The organism is Lentzea sp. NPDC004789, from assembly GCF_053601075.1.
Genome location: NZ_JBSGBE010000001.1, coordinates 783,845 through 800,632, shown reverse-complemented (window position 1 = coordinate 800,632; position 16,788 = coordinate 783,845). Strand labels below are relative to the sequence as shown.

16 protein-coding genes and 1 pseudogene are annotated in these 16,788 nt (G+C 70.9%); 9 read left to right on the top strand and 8 right to left on the bottom strand.

Annotation, left to right across the window (positions count from 1 at the left end; all coding sequences use genetic code 11):
* Nucleotides 1–131: 131 nt before the first annotated feature.
* Nucleotides 132–911: a hypothetical protein gene (locus ACWEIJ_RS04005; RefSeq protein WP_449835661.1), complete on the bottom strand. Its 780-nt coding sequence runs from the start codon at nucleotides 909–911 to the stop codon at nucleotides 132–134.
* A gap of 405 nt (nucleotides 912–1,316) precedes the next feature.
* On the opposite strand from ACWEIJ_RS04005, the gene ACWEIJ_RS04000 reads away from it, so the two are divergent.
* Nucleotides 1,317–2,003 (top strand): S8 family serine peptidase, encoded by a 687-nt coding sequence (locus ACWEIJ_RS04000; protein WP_449835660.1) that lies wholly within the window; start codon nucleotides 1,317–1,319, stop codon nucleotides 2,001–2,003.
* 26 nt (nucleotides 2,004–2,029) lie between these two features.
* Here the strand turns inward: ACWEIJ_RS04000 and ACWEIJ_RS03995 are convergent.
* From ACWEIJ_RS03995 to ACWEIJ_RS03980, 4 genes and pseudogenes are all read right to left on the bottom strand, one after another.
* A pseudogene (locus ACWEIJ_RS03995) lies at nucleotides 2,030–2,683 on the bottom strand (CHAT domain-containing protein); the annotation flags it as partial.
* 1,274 nt (nucleotides 2,684–3,957) lie between these two features.
* Nucleotides 3,958–4,317: a hypothetical protein gene (locus ACWEIJ_RS03990; protein WP_449835659.1), complete on the bottom strand. Its 360-nt coding sequence runs from the start codon at nucleotides 4,315–4,317 to the stop codon at nucleotides 3,958–3,960.
* Entirely contained in the window at nucleotides 4,314–4,844 is a 531-nt protein-coding gene (locus ACWEIJ_RS03985; RefSeq protein WP_449835658.1) for an RNA polymerase sigma factor, read from the bottom strand. The genes ACWEIJ_RS03990 and ACWEIJ_RS03985 overlap by 4 nt, the downstream gene beginning before the upstream one ends.
* A gap of 96 nt (nucleotides 4,845–4,940) precedes the next feature.
* A complete protein-coding gene (locus tag ACWEIJ_RS03980; protein WP_449835657.1) occupies nucleotides 4,941–6,104 on the bottom strand; it encodes a pyridoxal phosphate-dependent aminotransferase in 1,164 nt (387 codons plus the stop codon).
* A 29-nt stretch (nucleotides 6,105–6,133) separates the two neighbouring features.
* On the opposite strand from ACWEIJ_RS03980, the gene ACWEIJ_RS03975 reads away from it, so the two are divergent.
* Nucleotides 6,134–7,381, top strand: a complete 1,248-nt coding sequence (locus tag ACWEIJ_RS03975; protein WP_449835656.1) for a DUF445 domain-containing protein — start codon at nucleotides 6,134–6,136, stop codon at nucleotides 7,379–7,381.
* Here the strand turns inward: ACWEIJ_RS03975 and ACWEIJ_RS03970 are convergent.
* Nucleotides 7,354–7,863 (bottom strand): CGNR zinc finger domain-containing protein, encoded by a 510-nt coding sequence (locus ACWEIJ_RS03970; RefSeq protein WP_449835745.1) that lies wholly within the window; start codon nucleotides 7,861–7,863, stop codon nucleotides 7,354–7,356. The genes ACWEIJ_RS03975 and ACWEIJ_RS03970 overlap by 28 nt on opposite strands.
* An 86-nt stretch (nucleotides 7,864–7,949) precedes the next feature.
* Between ACWEIJ_RS03970 and ACWEIJ_RS03965 the strand changes: the two genes are divergently transcribed.
* The 3 genes from ACWEIJ_RS03965 to ACWEIJ_RS03955 are packed head-to-tail and all read left to right on the top strand — an operon-like array spanning nucleotide 7,950 to nucleotide 11,409.
* Complete coding sequence (locus ACWEIJ_RS03965; RefSeq protein ID WP_449835655.1) at nucleotides 7,950–8,474, top strand: PadR family transcriptional regulator; 525 nt, start codon at nucleotides 7,950–7,952, stop codon at nucleotides 8,472–8,474.
* Complete coding sequence (locus tag ACWEIJ_RS03960) at nucleotides 8,471–9,145, top strand: ABC transporter ATP-binding protein (protein ID WP_449835654.1); 675 nt, start codon at nucleotides 8,471–8,473, stop codon at nucleotides 9,143–9,145. The genes ACWEIJ_RS03965 and ACWEIJ_RS03960 overlap by 4 nt, the downstream gene beginning before the upstream one ends.
* A complete protein-coding gene (locus ACWEIJ_RS03955) occupies nucleotides 9,142–11,409 on the top strand; it encodes an FtsX-like permease family protein (RefSeq protein WP_449835653.1) in 2,268 nt (755 codons plus the stop codon). The genes ACWEIJ_RS03960 and ACWEIJ_RS03955 overlap by 4 nt, the downstream gene beginning before the upstream one ends.
* Here ACWEIJ_RS03955 and ACWEIJ_RS03950 read toward each other — a convergent pair.
* Together ACWEIJ_RS03950 and ACWEIJ_RS03945 are read right to left on the bottom strand one after the other, a co-directional pair.
* Entirely contained in the window at nucleotides 11,345–13,363 is a 2,019-nt protein-coding gene (locus ACWEIJ_RS03950) for an NACHT domain-containing protein (RefSeq protein ID WP_449835652.1), read from the bottom strand. The two genes, ACWEIJ_RS03955 and ACWEIJ_RS03950, sit on opposite strands and share 65 nt — an antisense overlap.
* Nucleotides 13,364–13,435: 72 nt before the next feature.
* A complete protein-coding gene (locus ACWEIJ_RS03945; RefSeq protein WP_449835651.1) occupies nucleotides 13,436–14,503 on the bottom strand; it encodes a methyltransferase domain-containing protein in 1,068 nt (355 codons plus the stop codon).
* A 118-nt stretch (nucleotides 14,504–14,621) separates the two neighbouring features.
* Between ACWEIJ_RS03945 and ACWEIJ_RS03940 the strand changes: the two genes are divergently transcribed.
* The 4 genes from ACWEIJ_RS03940 (at nucleotide 14,622) to ACWEIJ_RS03925 (ending at nucleotide 16,788) form a co-directional block, all read left to right on the top strand.
* Nucleotides 14,622–14,999 (top strand): helix-turn-helix domain-containing protein, encoded by a 378-nt coding sequence (locus ACWEIJ_RS03940; protein ID WP_112275143.1) that lies wholly within the window; start codon nucleotides 14,622–14,624, stop codon nucleotides 14,997–14,999.
* Between the two features lie 5 nt (nucleotides 15,000–15,004).
* A complete protein-coding gene (locus tag ACWEIJ_RS03935) occupies nucleotides 15,005–15,667 on the top strand; it encodes a hypothetical protein (protein WP_449835650.1) in 663 nt (220 codons plus the stop codon).
* 192 nt (nucleotides 15,668–15,859) lie between these two features.
* Nucleotides 15,860–16,135, top strand: coding sequence for a DUF2516 family protein (locus ACWEIJ_RS03930; RefSeq protein WP_449835744.1), 276 nt, complete (start codon nucleotides 15,860–15,862; stop codon nucleotides 16,133–16,135).
* Nucleotides 16,132–16,788, top strand: coding sequence for an alpha/beta fold hydrolase (locus ACWEIJ_RS03925; RefSeq protein ID WP_449835649.1), 657 nt, complete (start codon nucleotides 16,132–16,134; stop codon nucleotides 16,786–16,788). The genes ACWEIJ_RS03930 and ACWEIJ_RS03925 overlap by 4 nt, the downstream gene beginning before the upstream one ends.

Below are 16,788 nucleotides of genomic sequence, written 5' to 3'. Positions count from 1 at the left end.
TGCCAGGGCGCGGTTGGCAGGTCAGGAAGACTGGGTTCCTTGCGTACAACGGGAAATGCGGGAAGGAGTTATGCGCGCGACGGAACTAGAGGGTCACAAATCGCGCAGAGGGCAGAGCTGTCCCGTCTGACTCAGTCGGGTGACGTGCTCGGCAGGCCGGGAAGGCTGCCAGGAGAGCGACCGTCGCGGCGTTCCTCCACCGACCACCTGGCCGGCGGGAACAGCGAGTTGTGCGACGTCAGAACGGCGAGCACGCCGCGCGTGCCGCCGGAGTTGTCGGTGTGGCCGGATGACGCGGAGGCCGTCGCGACGACGGGCGCCTGCTGCGGTGCGGGCAGCGGCGCCTCGGGGCCGGGTGCGGTCCAGTTGAGGTCGCTCGCCGGCTTCGGCTCGGTCTTCGTGACGTGCACCACCGGCAGGTCGGGCAGCTGCGGCACGACCTTTTTGACCGGAACGATCTTCGGGGCGGGCGGCGGAGGCGGCGGGGCCTCGGCGGCGGCCTTCGCGGCCTTGGCGGCGGCACGGGCCTGCGCCTTCGCCCTCATCACCTCGGGCGGCGCCTGGTTCGTCACCGTGCCGGACCGGGTGTTGCTCTGCGTGCCGCCGGTGAAGTCGAGGACTGGCCCGTCGTTCTCCTCGGCGGGCTGGTCGTCGGCGGGCTGCGGCTGCGTCGTCACGGGCGGCGGCGCGAGCCTCTGCGCCTGGTGGCGTTCGAGCACGGTGTTCGTGAGCGCCTTCGCCCAGCCGGCGGGGTCCTGCAGCAGCTGGGGCGCCTCGGCGGTGATCTCGACGGCCGGCGGTTCCTCCGTGCTGGCGGACGCGTCGGTGCCGCTCAGCAGCCAGACGGCGGCGGTGAACCCGCCGAGCGCAGCGGCCCGCAGCAGCAGTGCGCGAGCTCCACCACCAGCCACAGGATCACCACCCGTCCACCGTTCAGGTCACCGCCAACGCACAGCGCCGTCGGAGGTCGACGTTGAGCTATGTCTAGCACTGGTGAGTGGGTTTGCGAACCAACTCGGCGCAAAACACTCGGAAGGGCGTCGTCGTGCGGCTGTCCGGGTTGCCCGGATCAGGCATGACCACCGTGTGTGTCGTCATCGGATCGAGTGACATTGCGCCTCGCTCCCCTGTGGACCGTGTCGTGCCGGGGGATGGTGTCCGATGTGGACGCGCCAAAGCAGGTCAACAGCCTCTCTGAGCTGGTCGATCACGCCTCGCGTGCGCTCGGCCCGGTACTCGTGCACGACCCGGCGGGGCCAAACGAGTGTTTGGTCCGTTCGGGGGAACTCGTCGTGCTTCCGCCTGACGCACCCACTGTGCGCAAGCGCTTGCGAGGTGTCTACTCGCACGAAGAGATCGCCGCGGGCGCCATCCGCATGTACACGAAAGCACCCGACCGGGCCCGCGTCGTGGACATCGCCGGAGAGGTCGGCGCGACCCCGAACCACGTGCACCTGGCCTGCCCGATCATGATCGGCACCTCCCGCCCGGTCGTCGGCGGACGCCTGCCGGAACTCCTCGGCGAGGGCACCGTCGCCCTGCTGGACACCTCGCTCGACGCCCCGCACGGCCTGCTGGTCGCCGGCGTGCTGCGCCACCACGGCGCCTCCGTCCGCCCGTTCCCGGTGCTCACCGCCGCGGGCTTCGGCGACGACCTGACGCTGGCCGCCGCCCTGCGGGCCACCCGCTCGCTCCCCGTCGTCCTGGTCGCGTCCGGCACCTACTCGTTCAACGACGAATGCCCGCCGGTCCTGGCCTCCTGCGGCCGCAACGTGGTGGCCGCCGCGGGCAACGGCGCCTCCGCCCGCCCGTGGTGGCCCGCTGCCCTGCCCTCCGTGATCGCCGTGGGTGCTTCGGCTCCGTTCTCGAGTCACGGCCCGTGGGTGGACGTCGTCGTCGACGGGGTGGACGTCCCGGCGACGGTGGGTTCCGGCCAGGCGTTGTGCACCGGCACGTCGTTCGCGGCGGCCCTGCACGCCGCGACCCTGGTGCCGGTGCCGTAGCAGCTGAACCCCAGGTGCGCGACGGCCCGTGCGGCTTCGGCCGGGTGGTCGATGAGGCGGTGCACCTCGGCCATGGCCTCGCTGACCTGCGCGTCCGGCACCGGCAGCACGCTGGCGATGACCGCCCGGCTGCCGGCGTCGAGGAACGCGCGGGCCAGCCCGGACTCGCACGCCGACAGGACGACGATCTCCGGCGGGTCCGCGATCCTGGCGATGTCGTAGCCGTACAGCGGACCGTCGTCGAGTTCGAGGTGCGAGAACAACGGGTTCTCGGGGTGAACGTGACCGTGGGCCGCGATGTGCGCGATGCCCGCGCCCTCCAGGCCGCGCAGGGTCGACTCCACTGTGGACTGAAGTACGGTTCCGCCGTGTTCTCGTTGCAGCGCGGTCACTTCCTCGTGCCGCAACCGCGGTCCGGCGACCCAGACCCGTCGGCCACCGCGACTCGTCTCCCGCCAATGGCGCAACGAGGGGATCACGTGGACGCGGTGGCCGAGCGCGGCCCACGGCATTCCGTGCAGGACGCCGTCGGGGATCACCACCAGCTCGTCGACGTCGGGAAGCAGCTCGGGCGCCGCTCGCCCGGCCTTGAGAGCCAGTCTGGCCTCCTGCACCAGCCCGGCCGGATCGGTGACGTGGTGCAGCCGGGCGCGGCCGTTCCGCACGGTGACCGCCCGCATCTGTCCTTTGTGGAACACGAAGCTGACCAGCGGAAGCTCGGGTGGTTCGGCCGGTCGATGCCGCGCACGTCGTGCGGTGGCCAGTGTCAGCCTGCGGACGTCCCGTTCCAGCGCCTCCACCGGCAGCCCGAAGGCCTGCGCCTGCCGCAGCTTCGCGAGCGCCTCCGCGAGCCCGGGTTCGCCTGGAGGCAACGGGAACGACCACCGATGCCGTTCGGACCAGTGCAGCACCTCACGTGCCGTGCGGGCGAGCCCGAGCGCGTGCCCGGTGAGCTCGCGGCGCGGCCAGTCGCCGTGGTGCTCGTCGAGCACCCTCAGCCCGGCCCGGCAGGCCGCGAGCGCACCCCGCCGATCCGACCGCCGCGCCTGCGCGAGCCACCCGAGCGCCCGCGTCTGCGCCGGCCCGCGGAACCGATGTGCCGCAACGGCGTCGAGCTTCCCGGCGGCGAGCATGAACTCGACGTCCGTGCCGCCGTGCTTCAGCGCGGGCACCGGATCTCCGTCGCGGAGGGCACAACGCGCGCTCAGCACGGCCAGCTCCGGTACGTGCCGCTTGCACCGGCGCAGCAACTCCAGGGCGGGCAGCAGAACCCGCCGCGCCTCCGCGGTGAGCCCGGCCGCGAGCAACGCCTCGGCCCTGTCGACGAGGGCCTCCGGCCGGCTCGTCGAGTCGAGACCCGCCTTCGCCGCGTCCTCGTACCGCCGCAGGGCGAGCGGCAGATCACCGGCGAGCATCGCGACGAAGCCCCTGTTGTGCAGGCACATCGCGGCTCGCACCGGTTCACCGATGGCCTGCAGCAACGCCTGCGCGGCAGCGAAGTCCGCCTCGGCCGCGGCCAGCTTCGTGGCGTTGCACCGGGCGATCCCGCGCCCGACCAGCGCGTTGGCGAGCCAGCGGTCGTCGCCGTAGCGGCGCAGGTCCCTGATGACCGCGGTCAGTTCGGCGATCGCCAACCGCGGTTCGGTGCAGAGGTGCAGCCCGCGCAGGCACCGCGCTCGCGCCAGCTCCCGTCCGCGCAGCTGCGGGGTGGCGAGGTCGAGGTGCCGAAGGCTCTGCCCGCGGCGTCCCCGGTCCAGGTCGACCCACGCCAGCGTGAGGTGGAACCGCGCCTCACCGGTGAGGCGCAGGCCGCGCCGGGCGAACCGCGCGGCGGCGTCGAGGTGCCCCAGTTCCGCATGGGCGACGCTCAGGTCGTGCAGGGCATCGGCACGCTGGGCTTTCGTGCCGCGGACCTCGGTCGCCGCGATCGTGGCCCGTGGATCGGCGCTGGCGCTCATGCGACGAACCACCCCGTCGTCAGCCCGAGCTCGGGCACGGTCACGCACAACGGGCCGGGCGTGACGTCGGCACGGAACCAGCCCTCGGCGTCGGGGCGGAGTGCCAGGCTGGAGTCGGGAGAGCGGACCTCGACGGACACGCCCTTGTCGTCCAGCAAACCGATGAGGCGCGTGCCGTCGAGCTGCAGGTACATCCGGCCGGCCCCGGCGTGGAACACGAGCTGCCGGGACGGGCCCCGGACGGGCTCTTCGACGGCCTCCATCGGCTCCAGGCCGGTCGGGCGCGGCGCGAGAACGGGCGGCGGCACGTCCGCGCGGAACAGATCGGCGATCTCGTCGAGCAACGAGTCCCTCATCGCAGGTCCTCCAGCTTCCGGCGCAGGGCCGCCAGGCACCGGCCGCGGGTCCGGCCCACGCTCGACACGTTCATCCCCAGGGCGTCGGCAACCTGTGCACAACTCAGCTCCGGGCTGTGGGCAGCGATCCACAGCAGCCGCTGGCACCGCTCGTTCAAGGTCATGAGCGCGGTCCACAGGCGCCGCTGCCGGTCGTTGGTCACGACGACCTCGTCGGGCTGGGGAACCACCGAGACCGGCTCCCACCGGTCGAGCGAGACCTCCCGGCCGCGGGTGCGCAGCACGGCGATCGACTGACGTGTGGCGGTACGGACCAGCCACCCGCCTAGTGCTTCCGGTTGGCGGATGCGTGTCAGGTGTTCGGCCAGGCAGAGCCAGGTGCACTGGTAGACGTCGGCCGCGTCGGCGTGGCTCAGGCGGAACGATCTGGGCACCGACCAGACCAGCCGGGAGTAGCGTTCGACCAGGGCGTCCCAGCCGGACAGCCCGGCGCGGGCGGCGAGCAGAACCTCAGTGTTCGAGTCCATGCCATTTGGAGTCGAACCCGCGCGCCGAGGCTCCACGCCTCACCCGAAAGTGGGTTGTCCACAGGTGTGGAGAATCTCATCCACACCTGTGGACAACTACAGCTTGTGGAGCCGCTCCACGGCCTCGTCGATCACCGCGTCCTGCTTGCAGAACGCGAAGCGGATCAGGTGCTGCCAGTCGGCGGGGTGGTCCGTGAACACCTGGACCGGCACCGCCGCGACCCCGATCTTGGCCGGCAGCTCGCGGCACAACGCCAGGCCGTCGGTGTACCCGAGAGGCCGGACGTCGGCGCAGATGAAGTACGTGCCCTCCGACGACCGCACCTCGAACCCGGCCGCGCGCAGCCCCTCGGCCAGACGCGCGCGCTTCGAGGCCAACGAGTCGCGCAACGAGGTGACCCAGTCCAGCTCGGCGGTCAGCGCGTGCGCGACGGCGGGCTGGAACGGCGCCCCGCCCACGAAGGTCATGAACTGCTTGGCCGCGCGCACGGCCGACACCAGCTCGGCGGGCCCGCACGCCCAGCCGATCTTCCAGCCGGTGCAGTTGAACGTCTTGCCCGCACCCGAGATCGACAACGTGCGTGCCGCCATCCCCGGCAGCGAGGCCAGCGGAATGTGCGTGAGCCCGTCGAACACCAGGTGCTCGTACACCTCGTCGGTGATCGCCAACAGGTCGTGCTCGACGCACAGCGCCGCGATGGCTTGGAGCTCCTCCAAGCGGAACACGGTCCCGGTCGGGTTGTGCGGCGAGTTGACCAGCACCGCACGGGTCCGCGGCGTCACCGCGGCCCGCAGCGCGTCCACGTCCAGCGCCAGCCGCCCGGACTCGTCCTCGCGCAGACCGACCGTCACCCGCGTCGCCCCGGCCATGGCCACGGAAGCGGCGTAGGAGTCGTAGTAGGGCTCGATCAGGATCACTTCGTCACCCGGCTCGACCAGCGCCAGCAGCGAGGCCGCGATCGCCTCGGTGGCGCCGACGGTCACCAGGACCTCGGAGTCCGGGTCGTACGAGAGCCCATAGCGCGAGCGGTGTGCGGCGACGGCGGCGCGCAGCACCGGCATGCCGGGACCCGGCGGGTACTGGTTCACGCCGGCGGAGATCGCCGAACGGGCCGCTTCCAACATCGACTCGGGTCCGTCGGTGTCGGGGAAGCCCTGACCGAGGTTGACGGCGTCGTGCTGCACGGCCAGCGCCGTCATCTCCGCGAAGATGGTCGACGTGAACGGCTGCAACCGGGGGACTAGCGCTGGTACCCGCACAAGGCAGGATCTTCACGGACAATGGCTGTGTGGAGCAACTGACCGCCGCTGACCAGCAGAAGCGCACAGACCTGCGCCGAATGAAGCTCGTCGCGTCCAGCTTCCTGATAGCCGCGACGGTCATCTTCTTCGGCACGCACGCGTTCGAGGGCGCGTGGGTCGGCTACGTGCGGGCCGCCGCCGAGGCCGGCATGGTCGGCGCGCTCGCGGACTGGTTCGCCGTCACCGCCCTGTTCCGGCGCCCGCTCGGCCTCCCCATCCCGCACACCGCGATCATCCCCACCCGCAAGAACATGTTCGGCAAGACGCTCGGCGACTTCGTCGGCGTCAACTTCCTGAGCCCCGAGGTGGTCCAGGACAAGCTGCGGCGGGCGGGCATCGCGGAACGCGCCGGCGCGTGGGTCAGGCAGCCGGAGAACGCCGAACGCATCACCAACGAGCTCGCGAACGTCATCAAGGGCGCGATCACCGTGCTCAGGGACGAGGAGGTCCAGGCCGTCCTGGAGCACGCGATCGTCAAGCGGGTGACGGAGAAGCCCTGGGGTCCGCCGCTGGGCAAGCTGCTCAACCAGGTGCTGACCGACGGCGCGCACCACAAGCTCGTCGACCTCATGTGCGACCGTGCCTACGAGTGGGTGCGGGACAACTACGACAAGGTCAGCCTGATCGTCACGGACCGCGCGCCCACGTGGTCGCCGAAGTTCGTCGACGCGATGCTCGGCGACAAGGTCTACACCGAGCTGGTCAACTTCGCGTGGGCGGTCAAGACCGACGTCAACCACCCGATGCGGCTCGCCGTGGACCAGTTCCTGCTGGAGTTCTCCACGGACATGCAGGACGACCCGGCCACCATGCAGCGGGCCGAGCAGGTCAAGCAGCAGGTGATCGGCCACCCGGACGTGCAGAAGCTCATCAGCAGTGCGTGGGGCACGGCGAAGAAGATGCTCATCGACGCCGCCGAGGACCCGTCCAGCGAGCTGCGCAGGCGCGTCACCCGGGGGTTGATCACGCTCGGCACGAACCTCACCGAGGACCCCGAACTGCGCGCCAAGGTCGACGGCTGGCTGGAGCAGGCCGCCGGGTACGTCGTGAGCAACTACCGCGCGGAGATCACCACGCTGATCACGGACACGGTCGAGCGCTGGGACGCGGAGGAGACCTCGCGCAAGATCGAGCTGCAGGTCGGCAGGGACCTGCAGTTCATCCGGATCAACGGCACCGTGGTCGGCGCGCTCGCCGGCCTGGTGATCTACACCGTGGCCAACGCGCTGTTCTGAGGCAGTTTCTGGGAAGTGTTCTGGGCCCGCGTTCGTTTTCGGAACGTGCGCGCCTTCTCGCGGTTGCCGCACACCTGCATCGAGCACCAGGTGCGCGAGCGGTTGCGCGAGCGGTCGAAGAACGCACGCAGGCAGTCGTCAGCGGGACAGATCTTGAAGCGCTCCCAGGACCCCAGCACCGCGAGGCGGGCGGACGCCGCGAGCACGGCACCCAAAGCATCCGAGCTGGACAACACCGGCACGCCGTCGGTCAGTTCGACGTGAACGACCCCCGCCGCGGTCTGGGGGCCTGACGACCCCTCGATCGACGACCGCAGTGCCGCTCGCGCGGCGCGCGCCTGTGCGATTTCCCCGCTCCGCCCGAGGCCGCGCTCGGTCACCCACGCGCGCCAGGAGGCTTCACTGTCCAGTACGTGTCGAGTGTTCAGGAAGTCGAGCAGCAGCTCGACGTCGTGATCCCAGCCGACAGTCAGACCAGTCACCCCACCACTGTAGGCGCCACGGCGGTTGCCCGTCAGGGCATCCGATGAATACACCGGGTGTATACATCGTGTGTATAGTGCCTCTCATGTCGATCGGACACGCACTGTTGGGCCTGCTTGAAGGCGGTCCAAGACACGGATACGACCTCAAACGCGCTTACGACGAGCGCTTCGGGCAGGAACGACCGTTGCACTACGGGCAGGTGTACTCGACGTTGTCGAGGCTGCTGAAGAACGGTCTGGTCACCGAGGCGGGGGTCGAGGCGGGCGACGGTCCCGAGCGCAAGCGGTACGCGATCACGGACGCCGGGGTGACTGATGTGGAACGCTGGCTCAGCACTCCGGAGAAGCCCGAGCCGTACCTGCAGAACACGCTCTACGCGAAGGTGGTGCTGGCCCTGCTGTCGGGCCGCAGCGCCGTGGACGTGCTCGACACCCAACGCGCGGCGCACCTCACCACGATGCGCGAGCTGACCAGGCGCAAGGCCGACGGCGACCTCGCCGACCAGCTCATCTGCGACTTCGCCCTGTTCCACCTCGAAGCCGACCTGCGGTGGCTCGAACTGACCGCCGCGCGGGTCGACCAGCTGGCCGCGGAGGTCACGCGATGAGCCTGCTCACGGCAGAGGGCCTCTACAAGTCGTTCGGCAAGACCCACGCGCTCGACGGCGCGGGCATCACGATCCGCGAGGGCGAGGTCGTCGCGGTGATGGGGCCGTCGGGGTCCGGCAAGTCGACGCTGCTGCACTGCCTCGCGGGGATCCTGCCGCCGGACAAGGGCACGGTGCACTACCGCGACCAGGATCTGACGGCCATGAGCGACGGCGCCCGCAGCGAACTGCGGCGCACCGAGTTCGGGTTCGTCTTCCAGTTCGGCCAGCTCGTGCCGGAGCTGACCTGCCTGGAGAACGTCGCCCTGCCGCTGCGGTTGAGCGGCATGAAGCGCAAGGACGCCGAACGCGCTTCGCACGACTGGCTGGCCCGGCTGGAGGTCGACGACGTCGCCGACCAGCGGCCCGGCGAGACCTCCGGCGGGCAGGGCCAGCGCGTCGCGGTCGCCCGTGCCCTGGTCACCGGACCGAAGGTGATCTTCGCGGACGAACCGACCGGCGCGCTCGACTCGCTCAACGGCGAACGCGTCATGCACCTGCTCACGACCGCCGCTCGCGAAACGGGCGCCGCGGTCGTGCTCGTCACGCACGAACCCCGTGTCGCCGCCTACTCCGACCGCGAGGTCGTGGTGCGCGACGGTCGTTCGCGTGACGTGGAGTTCGCCCGGTGAACCGGGTGTTCAGCGACCTCGCCCTGGGCGTCCGGCTGGCCGTCGGGGGCAGCCGGAAGTCCTGGGTGAGGCTCGCACTCCAAGGTCTCGGCATCGGCATGTCGGTCGCCGTGCTGATCCTCGCCGCGTCCATCCCGGCCGCGATCGGTGCGCGCGACCTGCGTGAGGACGCCCGTCAGCCGAACACGCACGAACGGTCGGCATCGGCGCCGTTGGTCGCCGAGAACGGCTCGAAGCCGTTCCGCAACGACTTCATCACCGGCTACTACGTCCGCGTGCTCGGCGCCGGCGCGGCCGTCCCGCCCGGCCTGGACCGGCTGCCGGGCGACGGCGAGATCGTGCTGTCACCGAAGCTCGCCGAGCTGCTCGCGAGCCCGGAAGGTGAACTGCTGCGGCCCCGGTTCCCGCAGAAGGTGATCGGCACGATCGGTGAACCCGGCCTCATCAGCCCCCTCGACCTGCACTTCTACGCGGGAGACGACAAGATCCCGCCGAGCGAGGGCATCCGGGTGAGCAGGTGGGGTGCCGGCTACGGCAACGGTGGCCTCGCCCCGATCCTGTGGCTGCTCACCCTGGTCGGGGGGATCGTGCTGCTGTTCCCGGTGCTGGTGTTCGTCGGTGTCTCCGCGCGGCTCGCGGCGGCTCAGCGCGACCGCAGGCTGGCCGCGTTGCGGCTGGTGGGCGCAAGTGCGAGCCGGGTGCGGATGATCGCGGCGGGCGAGGCGCTGATCGGCGCGCTGGTCGGGCTCGTGGCCGGGTTCGGCCTGTTCTTCGCGATCCGGCCGTTCGTCAGCGGGATCAGCCTCGCGCAGCTCTCGGTGTTCCCCAGCGACCTCACGCCGTCGCTCGGGCTGAGCCTGGCCGTGGTGGCCGTCGTGCCGGTGCTGGCCGTTGCCACGTCGCTCTTCGCGATGCGCAGGACGGTCATCGAACCGTTGGGCGTCGTGCGGCAGCAGAAGCCGGTGCGGCGCAGGTTGTGGTGGCGCCTGGTGCCCGCCGTGGCCGGGATCGCGCTGCTGGTGAGCCAGTTCGGCAAGACCAGCGACACGGAACGGCCGAACCAGTGGCCCGTCGTGCTCGGCGTGGTGTTCCTGATGTTCGGCATCCCGGTGCTGCTGCCGTGGCTGGTGGAACGGGTCGTGTTCCGGCTCAGGGGCGGCTCGCCCGCGTTGCAGCTCGCAGTGCGCAGGCTTCAGCTCGACAGCGGCACGGCCGCGCGGGTCGTCGGTGGCGTGGCGGTGGCGCTCGCCGGCACCGTGACGCTGCAGATGATCCTCGCCGGGGTCGAGCACGAGGTCGTGGCCAAGGAGAGCCGGAAGCTCGACAGGTCCGTGCTGTCCGTCTCGGTCAGCGAGCCCTCCGACGCCGCGGGGATGGCGGAGGCGCTGGCGAAGGGCAAGGGCGTGCGGTCGGTGCACGATCTGATCACCGCGACCGCCACGCTGACGCCACGCAGCTACGTGCAGGTCTCGGTCGGCACGTGCGCGGCCCTGAACTCCCTGGTGAGCGCGCCCGGCTGCGTGGACGGCAAGGCCTACGTCGTGCGGGACGTCGGCGGCGGCGGCCAGGCGCCGGAACCCGGTGCGGTGCTGCGGTTCGGCTCGCCGAACGCGTCGGACGAGGGACGGAAGCAGTGGACCGTGCCGGCGGTGCTCGACCAGGTGCCGGGCTCGCAGGACGGCCTCTACCTCACCCCGGCCGCGGCGGCCGGTCTCGACCTCGAAACGTTCGGCCAGCACGAGTACCAGGCGGTGCTGGACCCGGCGGTGCCGGACGCGGCCGAGCACGCCCGCAACGCCATCGCCGCCTACTCGTGGCGGGTCTGGACGCTCTACCAGGGCGAGGGCCAGCTGCCGCAGGTCGAGAGGGTCTTCGGCCTGGTCCGCCAGGCCCTCTACGCGGGCGCGACGCTGACGTTGCTGCTGGCCGGAGCGTCCATGCTGGTCATGGCGCTGGAACAGGTCAGGGAACGCCGCCGGCCGCTCGCTGTGCTGGCGGCGAGCGGGGTGCCGCGCGGCACGCTCGCCCGGTCGCTGCTGTGGCAGAACGGCGTGCCGCTCGTGCTGTCCACCGCGGTGTCCGTGGCGACCGGCATCGGGCTGGGCATCCTGTCGATCAAGGTGTCCGGTGCCGAGGCCGCGTTCGACTGGCAGGGCATCGGGCTCGTCACCGCCGCCTCGATGGCGCTGGTGCTCGCGGTCACTGCTCTGACGTTGCCTTCGCTGAGAAGGGCGACCGGAGCACTTGGGTTGCGGACCGAGTAGTCACCTGGTGCTCTGCCAGGCGGTCCTGCACCAGCCCGTGCCGGAACTGGTAGCAGGCCCCCGCCCGGCAGAGCACGCCCAGCTTGCGCGCGTCCTCCAGGAAGACCATCAACTCCCACGGCAGCTTCCCGCGCAGCGCGAGCCAGATCCGCGCGACGGTGAACCACCACCAGCGCAGGTGCAGCACGGCCAGCGCGAACCCGAGCATCAGCCCGGACGCGAGGCCGAGCCCGACCATGCCGGACTGGCCGGGACCGAACACCAGTGCCGCCGCCGAACCGAAGACCACGGCCAGCGTGAGGGACCCGGTCCACACCGCGATCCGGTCGCGCGCCATCGTCCACTGAGGACTGGAGGCTTGCGAGAGCTCCGCGGAGCTCGACAACGCGAACCGCAGCGCGACCGCCACGGCGAGCCCGAGCCCGACCACGAGACCGGCGGCCAGTCCGTAGAGCGCGCCGAAGACCAGTCCGGCGGCGAGCCCGAGCACACCGGGCACGAGCAGCAGACTGCGCCAGATCCCCAGCCGCGGCTTGGCTTTGCGCTCCTGCGACGCGGTGAGCGCGGCCGCGCCGACGCCGATGCCCGCGACCAGTCCGGTGATCGGGGCGAGCGACGGCGTGATCGAGTACGCCATCAGCCAGGCCACGCCGAACCCGCCGATCGCACCCAGCACCAGCGCGCCGAGCACCGCGAGCCACGTGTTGCCGACCGACCGGCGCAGCTCCCACCAGGCCAGCTCGCGGATGTCCCGGTCGCGCATCTCGTGGGCCAGGAACGCGAGCCAGCGCCGGGCCCGGTCGCGCGGCCAGACCTGCGAGGCCCTGGCGTGGTGCGCGAACGCCCGGTTGCCGAACGCCCGTGAGACCAGCTGGTCGCAGAGGTGGTCGGAGATCGCCCGCGCGTCCGGGAACCGGCCGCGGTCGAGCAGTTCGGTCGGCTCGGCCTCGCCGTCGGCGTAGACCATGCTGGCCAGCCACATCGTGAGCGGCGTGGACAGCGCGTCGGCGAGCCTGCCGTCCGGTTCCTCGCGCAGCTGGATGAACACCGGCTCCCACCTGGCCGCGCCCACGCTGTCCGCGCTGGCCCGCAGGTAGGCGGCGACCTCCTCCAGGTCCAGCGGCGCCATCTCGACGACGTCCGCGCCGGGCAACGGGCCCGCGAGGTGCACCGCCTGCTCGTACTCGGCCGTGCGGCAGGTGAGCACCATCGGCCGGCTCGCCGGGAACGCCTTCGCGATCCGTGCGAGGGCATCGGCGCGTTGGTGGCCGGGGATGTCGTCCAGGCCGTCCAGGACGGGCAGCACCTTGTGCTGCTCGACCAGCAGATCACCCGCATAGCTGCCGTACAACTCGGTGTTGCGCAACGCCGGGTGGTCCTCGTACAGCCTGCGCGTGAGCCACGTGCGGATGTCCTCGACCGCCGGGTTCCACGTCGACAACGGCAACAGGACCGGGACCATGCCGCCGTCGTAGCGGTCCAGCAGTCCGCACGTCAGCAGCATCGCGACGGTCGTCTTGCCGGTGCCGGCCTCGCCGAGCAGGACCATCCTGCGGTTGATCTGCCGTTCGAACGCGCCCACGACCGCGTCGCTGCGTCCGGGCGGCGCGTCCGGCTCGTCGCTCACGTCCAGCTCGGGCGCGGTCCAGTGCAGGTCGAGCACGTCCGGGTCGGTGAGGCCGCGCGAGCGCACCTCCTCGTTCCACTGCGCCTGCAGGCCGATCGCGAGCGCCCGGCACGCGGCGTCGAGGTGCTCGTCGGTGCTCAGCTCGGCGTTGTGCCTGCGGCGGACCCACGGGTCGAGCAGAGCGAGGAAGCCCAGGAACGCCAGCGCGAGGACGATCAGCCACACGTGCGGGTCGATGCCGTGGTCGGTCACGAACAGACCGGCCGCGGCGAGCAACGCGGTCAGCACGCAACCGGCCAGCAGTGCCTGCTGGCGGAATCGGGACATGCGTCGCATCATGACGCACCGCATCCGCCCGGGGTCGATTCTTCTGACCCGTGTCGTGACGTTGATTCTTGATCACAGCCGCCACATCAGGTCGCCCAGCGTCAGGAACTGGCCGTCCGGCGCCACCGCGATCCCGAACTGCTGCCTGCGGGGTTTGCCCAGCTCGTGCCACTCCACTACGGCCTGTTCGGCGAGATCCCACAGGTGCCGGGGACCACCCTGGTCGACGTGCGAGCCGTGGTGGTGCACCCACGAACCGTCCGGATGCGCCAGCCAGTTGTGGCCGGCCACGACACCCGGCAGCGCGATGCCGGCGAAGAACTCGAACGGGCTCGCCGGGTCGACGACGGTGTTCAACGGCAACGTGGTGGCGCGGCGGTCGAACGAGCCGGAGCCGGCGAGCGCGGGTGGGTTGGCGTGCGCGCGCAACGGCATGAAGCGCCCGTCCTCCACGAGCACCTGACCTTCGCCGGTGCCGTCGCCGTTCGACACGATCCGGACGAGCCCGGCGCCGATGGGGCGGTGCAACGTCGTGACGATCAGGCCGCCGGGCCGCACCTGCGCCAGCCAGGCGGGTGGGATGGTCGCGACGGAGCAGGTGGCCAGCAAGCGGTCGTACGGCGCGCGCTCCGCATGGCCGAGCGCGCCGTCACCCGTGACGCACGTCGGGAAGAAGCCGTTGCGGTGCAGGCGTTCCCGCGCTCGCCGGGAGATGTTCGGGTCGACGTCGATCGTGGTCGTGTTGTCCGCGCCCACGGCGTGGCACAGCAGCGCCGCGTTGTAACCCGTGCCGGTGCCCACCTCCAGCACCGTCTGTCCGTTGTGGACGTCCAGGGCCTCCAGCATGATCGCCATGATCGTGGGCATGCTCGACGAACAGGTCGGTGTGCCACCGATCACCGTGTCGTCGCCGTCGAACTGGGTAACCCAGACACGGTCGGAGTAGACGAGTTTCAGCCAGTCGGGGTGCTCGTCGGTGACCTGTTCCCAGTCACCGCCCTGCAGCTGGCGGTAGAAGCGCGGCAGGAACCCGTGCCGCGGCACGTCCCGGAAAGCCTTGAGCCACTTGGAATCGTGCAGCACACCGTCGCCGAGCAGGTGGTCCGCCAGCTCGGCGCGCAGGGCCCCGGCGTCGTCCATGTCACCCACAACGGTATCCCTGTGGCGGAGCACACGCAGCGATTGCTAGCAGGGTGCTTGCAAGAGTTAGCACTCGTCGCTAACGTAGTTGGTGGCACGAGGAACGGGAGCGGGAACAGTGGACAAGTCCATCGACAAAGCAGTCGCGGACCTCGGCCGCAACATCGGTGAGTACATCCGCGAACAGCGCAACAGCGCCAAGATCTCCTTGCGGGAGTTGGCGAAGCAAGCGGGTGTCTCCAACCCATACCTCAGCCAGATCGAGCGAGGACTGCGCAAGCCGTCCGCGGAGATCCTTCAGCAGATCGCCAAGGGCCTGCGCATCTCGGCCGAGGTGCTCTACGTCGAGGCCGGGATCCTCCAGCAGCGCGAAGGCGGTGCGTTGGCGGACGCCATCGTCGCCGCGACCGATCTGACCGAGCGGCAGAAGCAGGTGCTGCTCGACGTCTACGAATCTTTCAGGCGGGAGAACGCCGCCAAGAACAAGGAGGAGTGATCTCCATGCCGAAGCTCACCCAGGACGACGTCCGCAAGGCCGCCGAGCAGGGCGCGCACGCCGCGCGTCAGGCCCTTCTCGCCGCCCTCGGCGCCGGTGACCTCGCCGCCAAGGCCGTGGTCGAGGCCCTGAACAAGGCCAAGGAGCGTGCCGAGGAGGCCCGCACCCAGGCTTCCGACATCCCGGCCGAGCTCAAGGACCTGCGCGAGAAGCTGCAGCCGGCCGAGCTCAAGAAGCTGGTCGACGCCTACACCGCCTCCGCGGTGAACCTGTACACCTACCTCGCCGAGCAGGGCGAGCAGACGCTGGAGCAGATCAAGGCCCAGCCGCAGGTCAAGCAGGCCGTGGAGCAGGTCGAGCAGGCCGTCGAGGCCGCCCAGAAGCGCGCCGAGTCCGCCGCCGCCGACGCCCGCGAGCTCGCCGACGACGTGCTCGGCAAGGTGACCCGCCGCACCCGTTCGGTCGGCGAGAAGGTCGCCAACGAGGTCGAAGAGGCCGCCGAGAAGCTGGCCGAGGAGGTCGTCGAGGTCGGTGGCGAGGCCGCGCACGAGGTCCGCAGCACCACCCGCAAGGCCGCGAACCGCACCGCGCCGCGCAAGCCGGCGACGACCGCCCGCACCACCACCGCGGCGAAGAAGACGACGACCACGACGAACACCACCAAGTGAGTCGCTGAGAAGTCACTCGACACGGGGAGCACACCGGCCGGTGTGCTCCCCGTTCGCGTACCGGTGGTCGAGTCGCTGGCACCTCGTGGGGGAGCGAGCCCGCCGGGGCGGCTCCCCTCTTCGGGTTCGTGCACGTAGTCTGGGCCCGTGGTGTTCTACGTGCCGGTCTTCAGCTTCTGGAACCTCGACGGGATCGTGTACTTCTTCGCCGATCTCGGGTTCACGATCCTCGGGCTGTTCGCGTTCTTCCACGCGCTCGCCCAGCGCGTCGACGCCTACACCGCGGCCGAGAGAATGACGAAGCCCGCCTGGCTAGGCATCACCGGTGGTGGAGCGGCGGCGATGCTGCTGTTCTCGCCCGGCGGTTTCGGGTCGATCTTCTGGCTGGCCGGTCTCGTCGCGGTGCTCGTGTACATGGTGGACGTGCGCCCGAAGCTGATCGAGGTGCAGCGCGGCCCCCGCTGGTGATCACGTCCTCCTACGGTTCCGGCTCGCCGGTGACGCTGGTCGCCCACGGGCTCGGCGCCACGGCCGGTGAGGCGCGCATCCCGGCCTCCGGACTGCCCGGGACGCGCGTCGTCGTGACGCTGCCGTCGCACGGAGACGCGCCGGACGCACCGCCCGGCTACTGGGACTACGGCCGGATCGCCGCCGATCTCGACACCGTTTCCGCTGATCAGGCCGTTGGTGTCTCGTTGGGCGCCGGGGCGCTGGTCCGGCTGCTCTCGCTTTCCCCCGCACGGTTTCGCCGCGTGGCGTTGCTGCTGCCCGCGGTGCTGGACGAGCCGCGGCCGGCGTTCACTCTGCGGCAGCTCTCCGAACTGACCGTCGGCCCGCCCGCCTACGTGGCCGAGCGCCGGGCGGCGCTGGGACGGTTGCAGGCGGCCGCCGAGCAGCTGCCCGGTCAGGTCGCGGTGGAGGACGCCTCGGTGTTGGCCGCCGTGTCGATCCCGGTGCTGGTCATCGGGGCCGTGGGCGATCCACTGCACCCCGAGGACGTGGCGAAGGCCACCGCCGCCGCGTTCCCCAACGGCTCGTTGTGGCTGGTCGACTCGCCCTCGCCGATGATCACCCATCGCACGGAGATCCGGCACAGGTTGGTCGAGTTCTTCGCCGGGTAA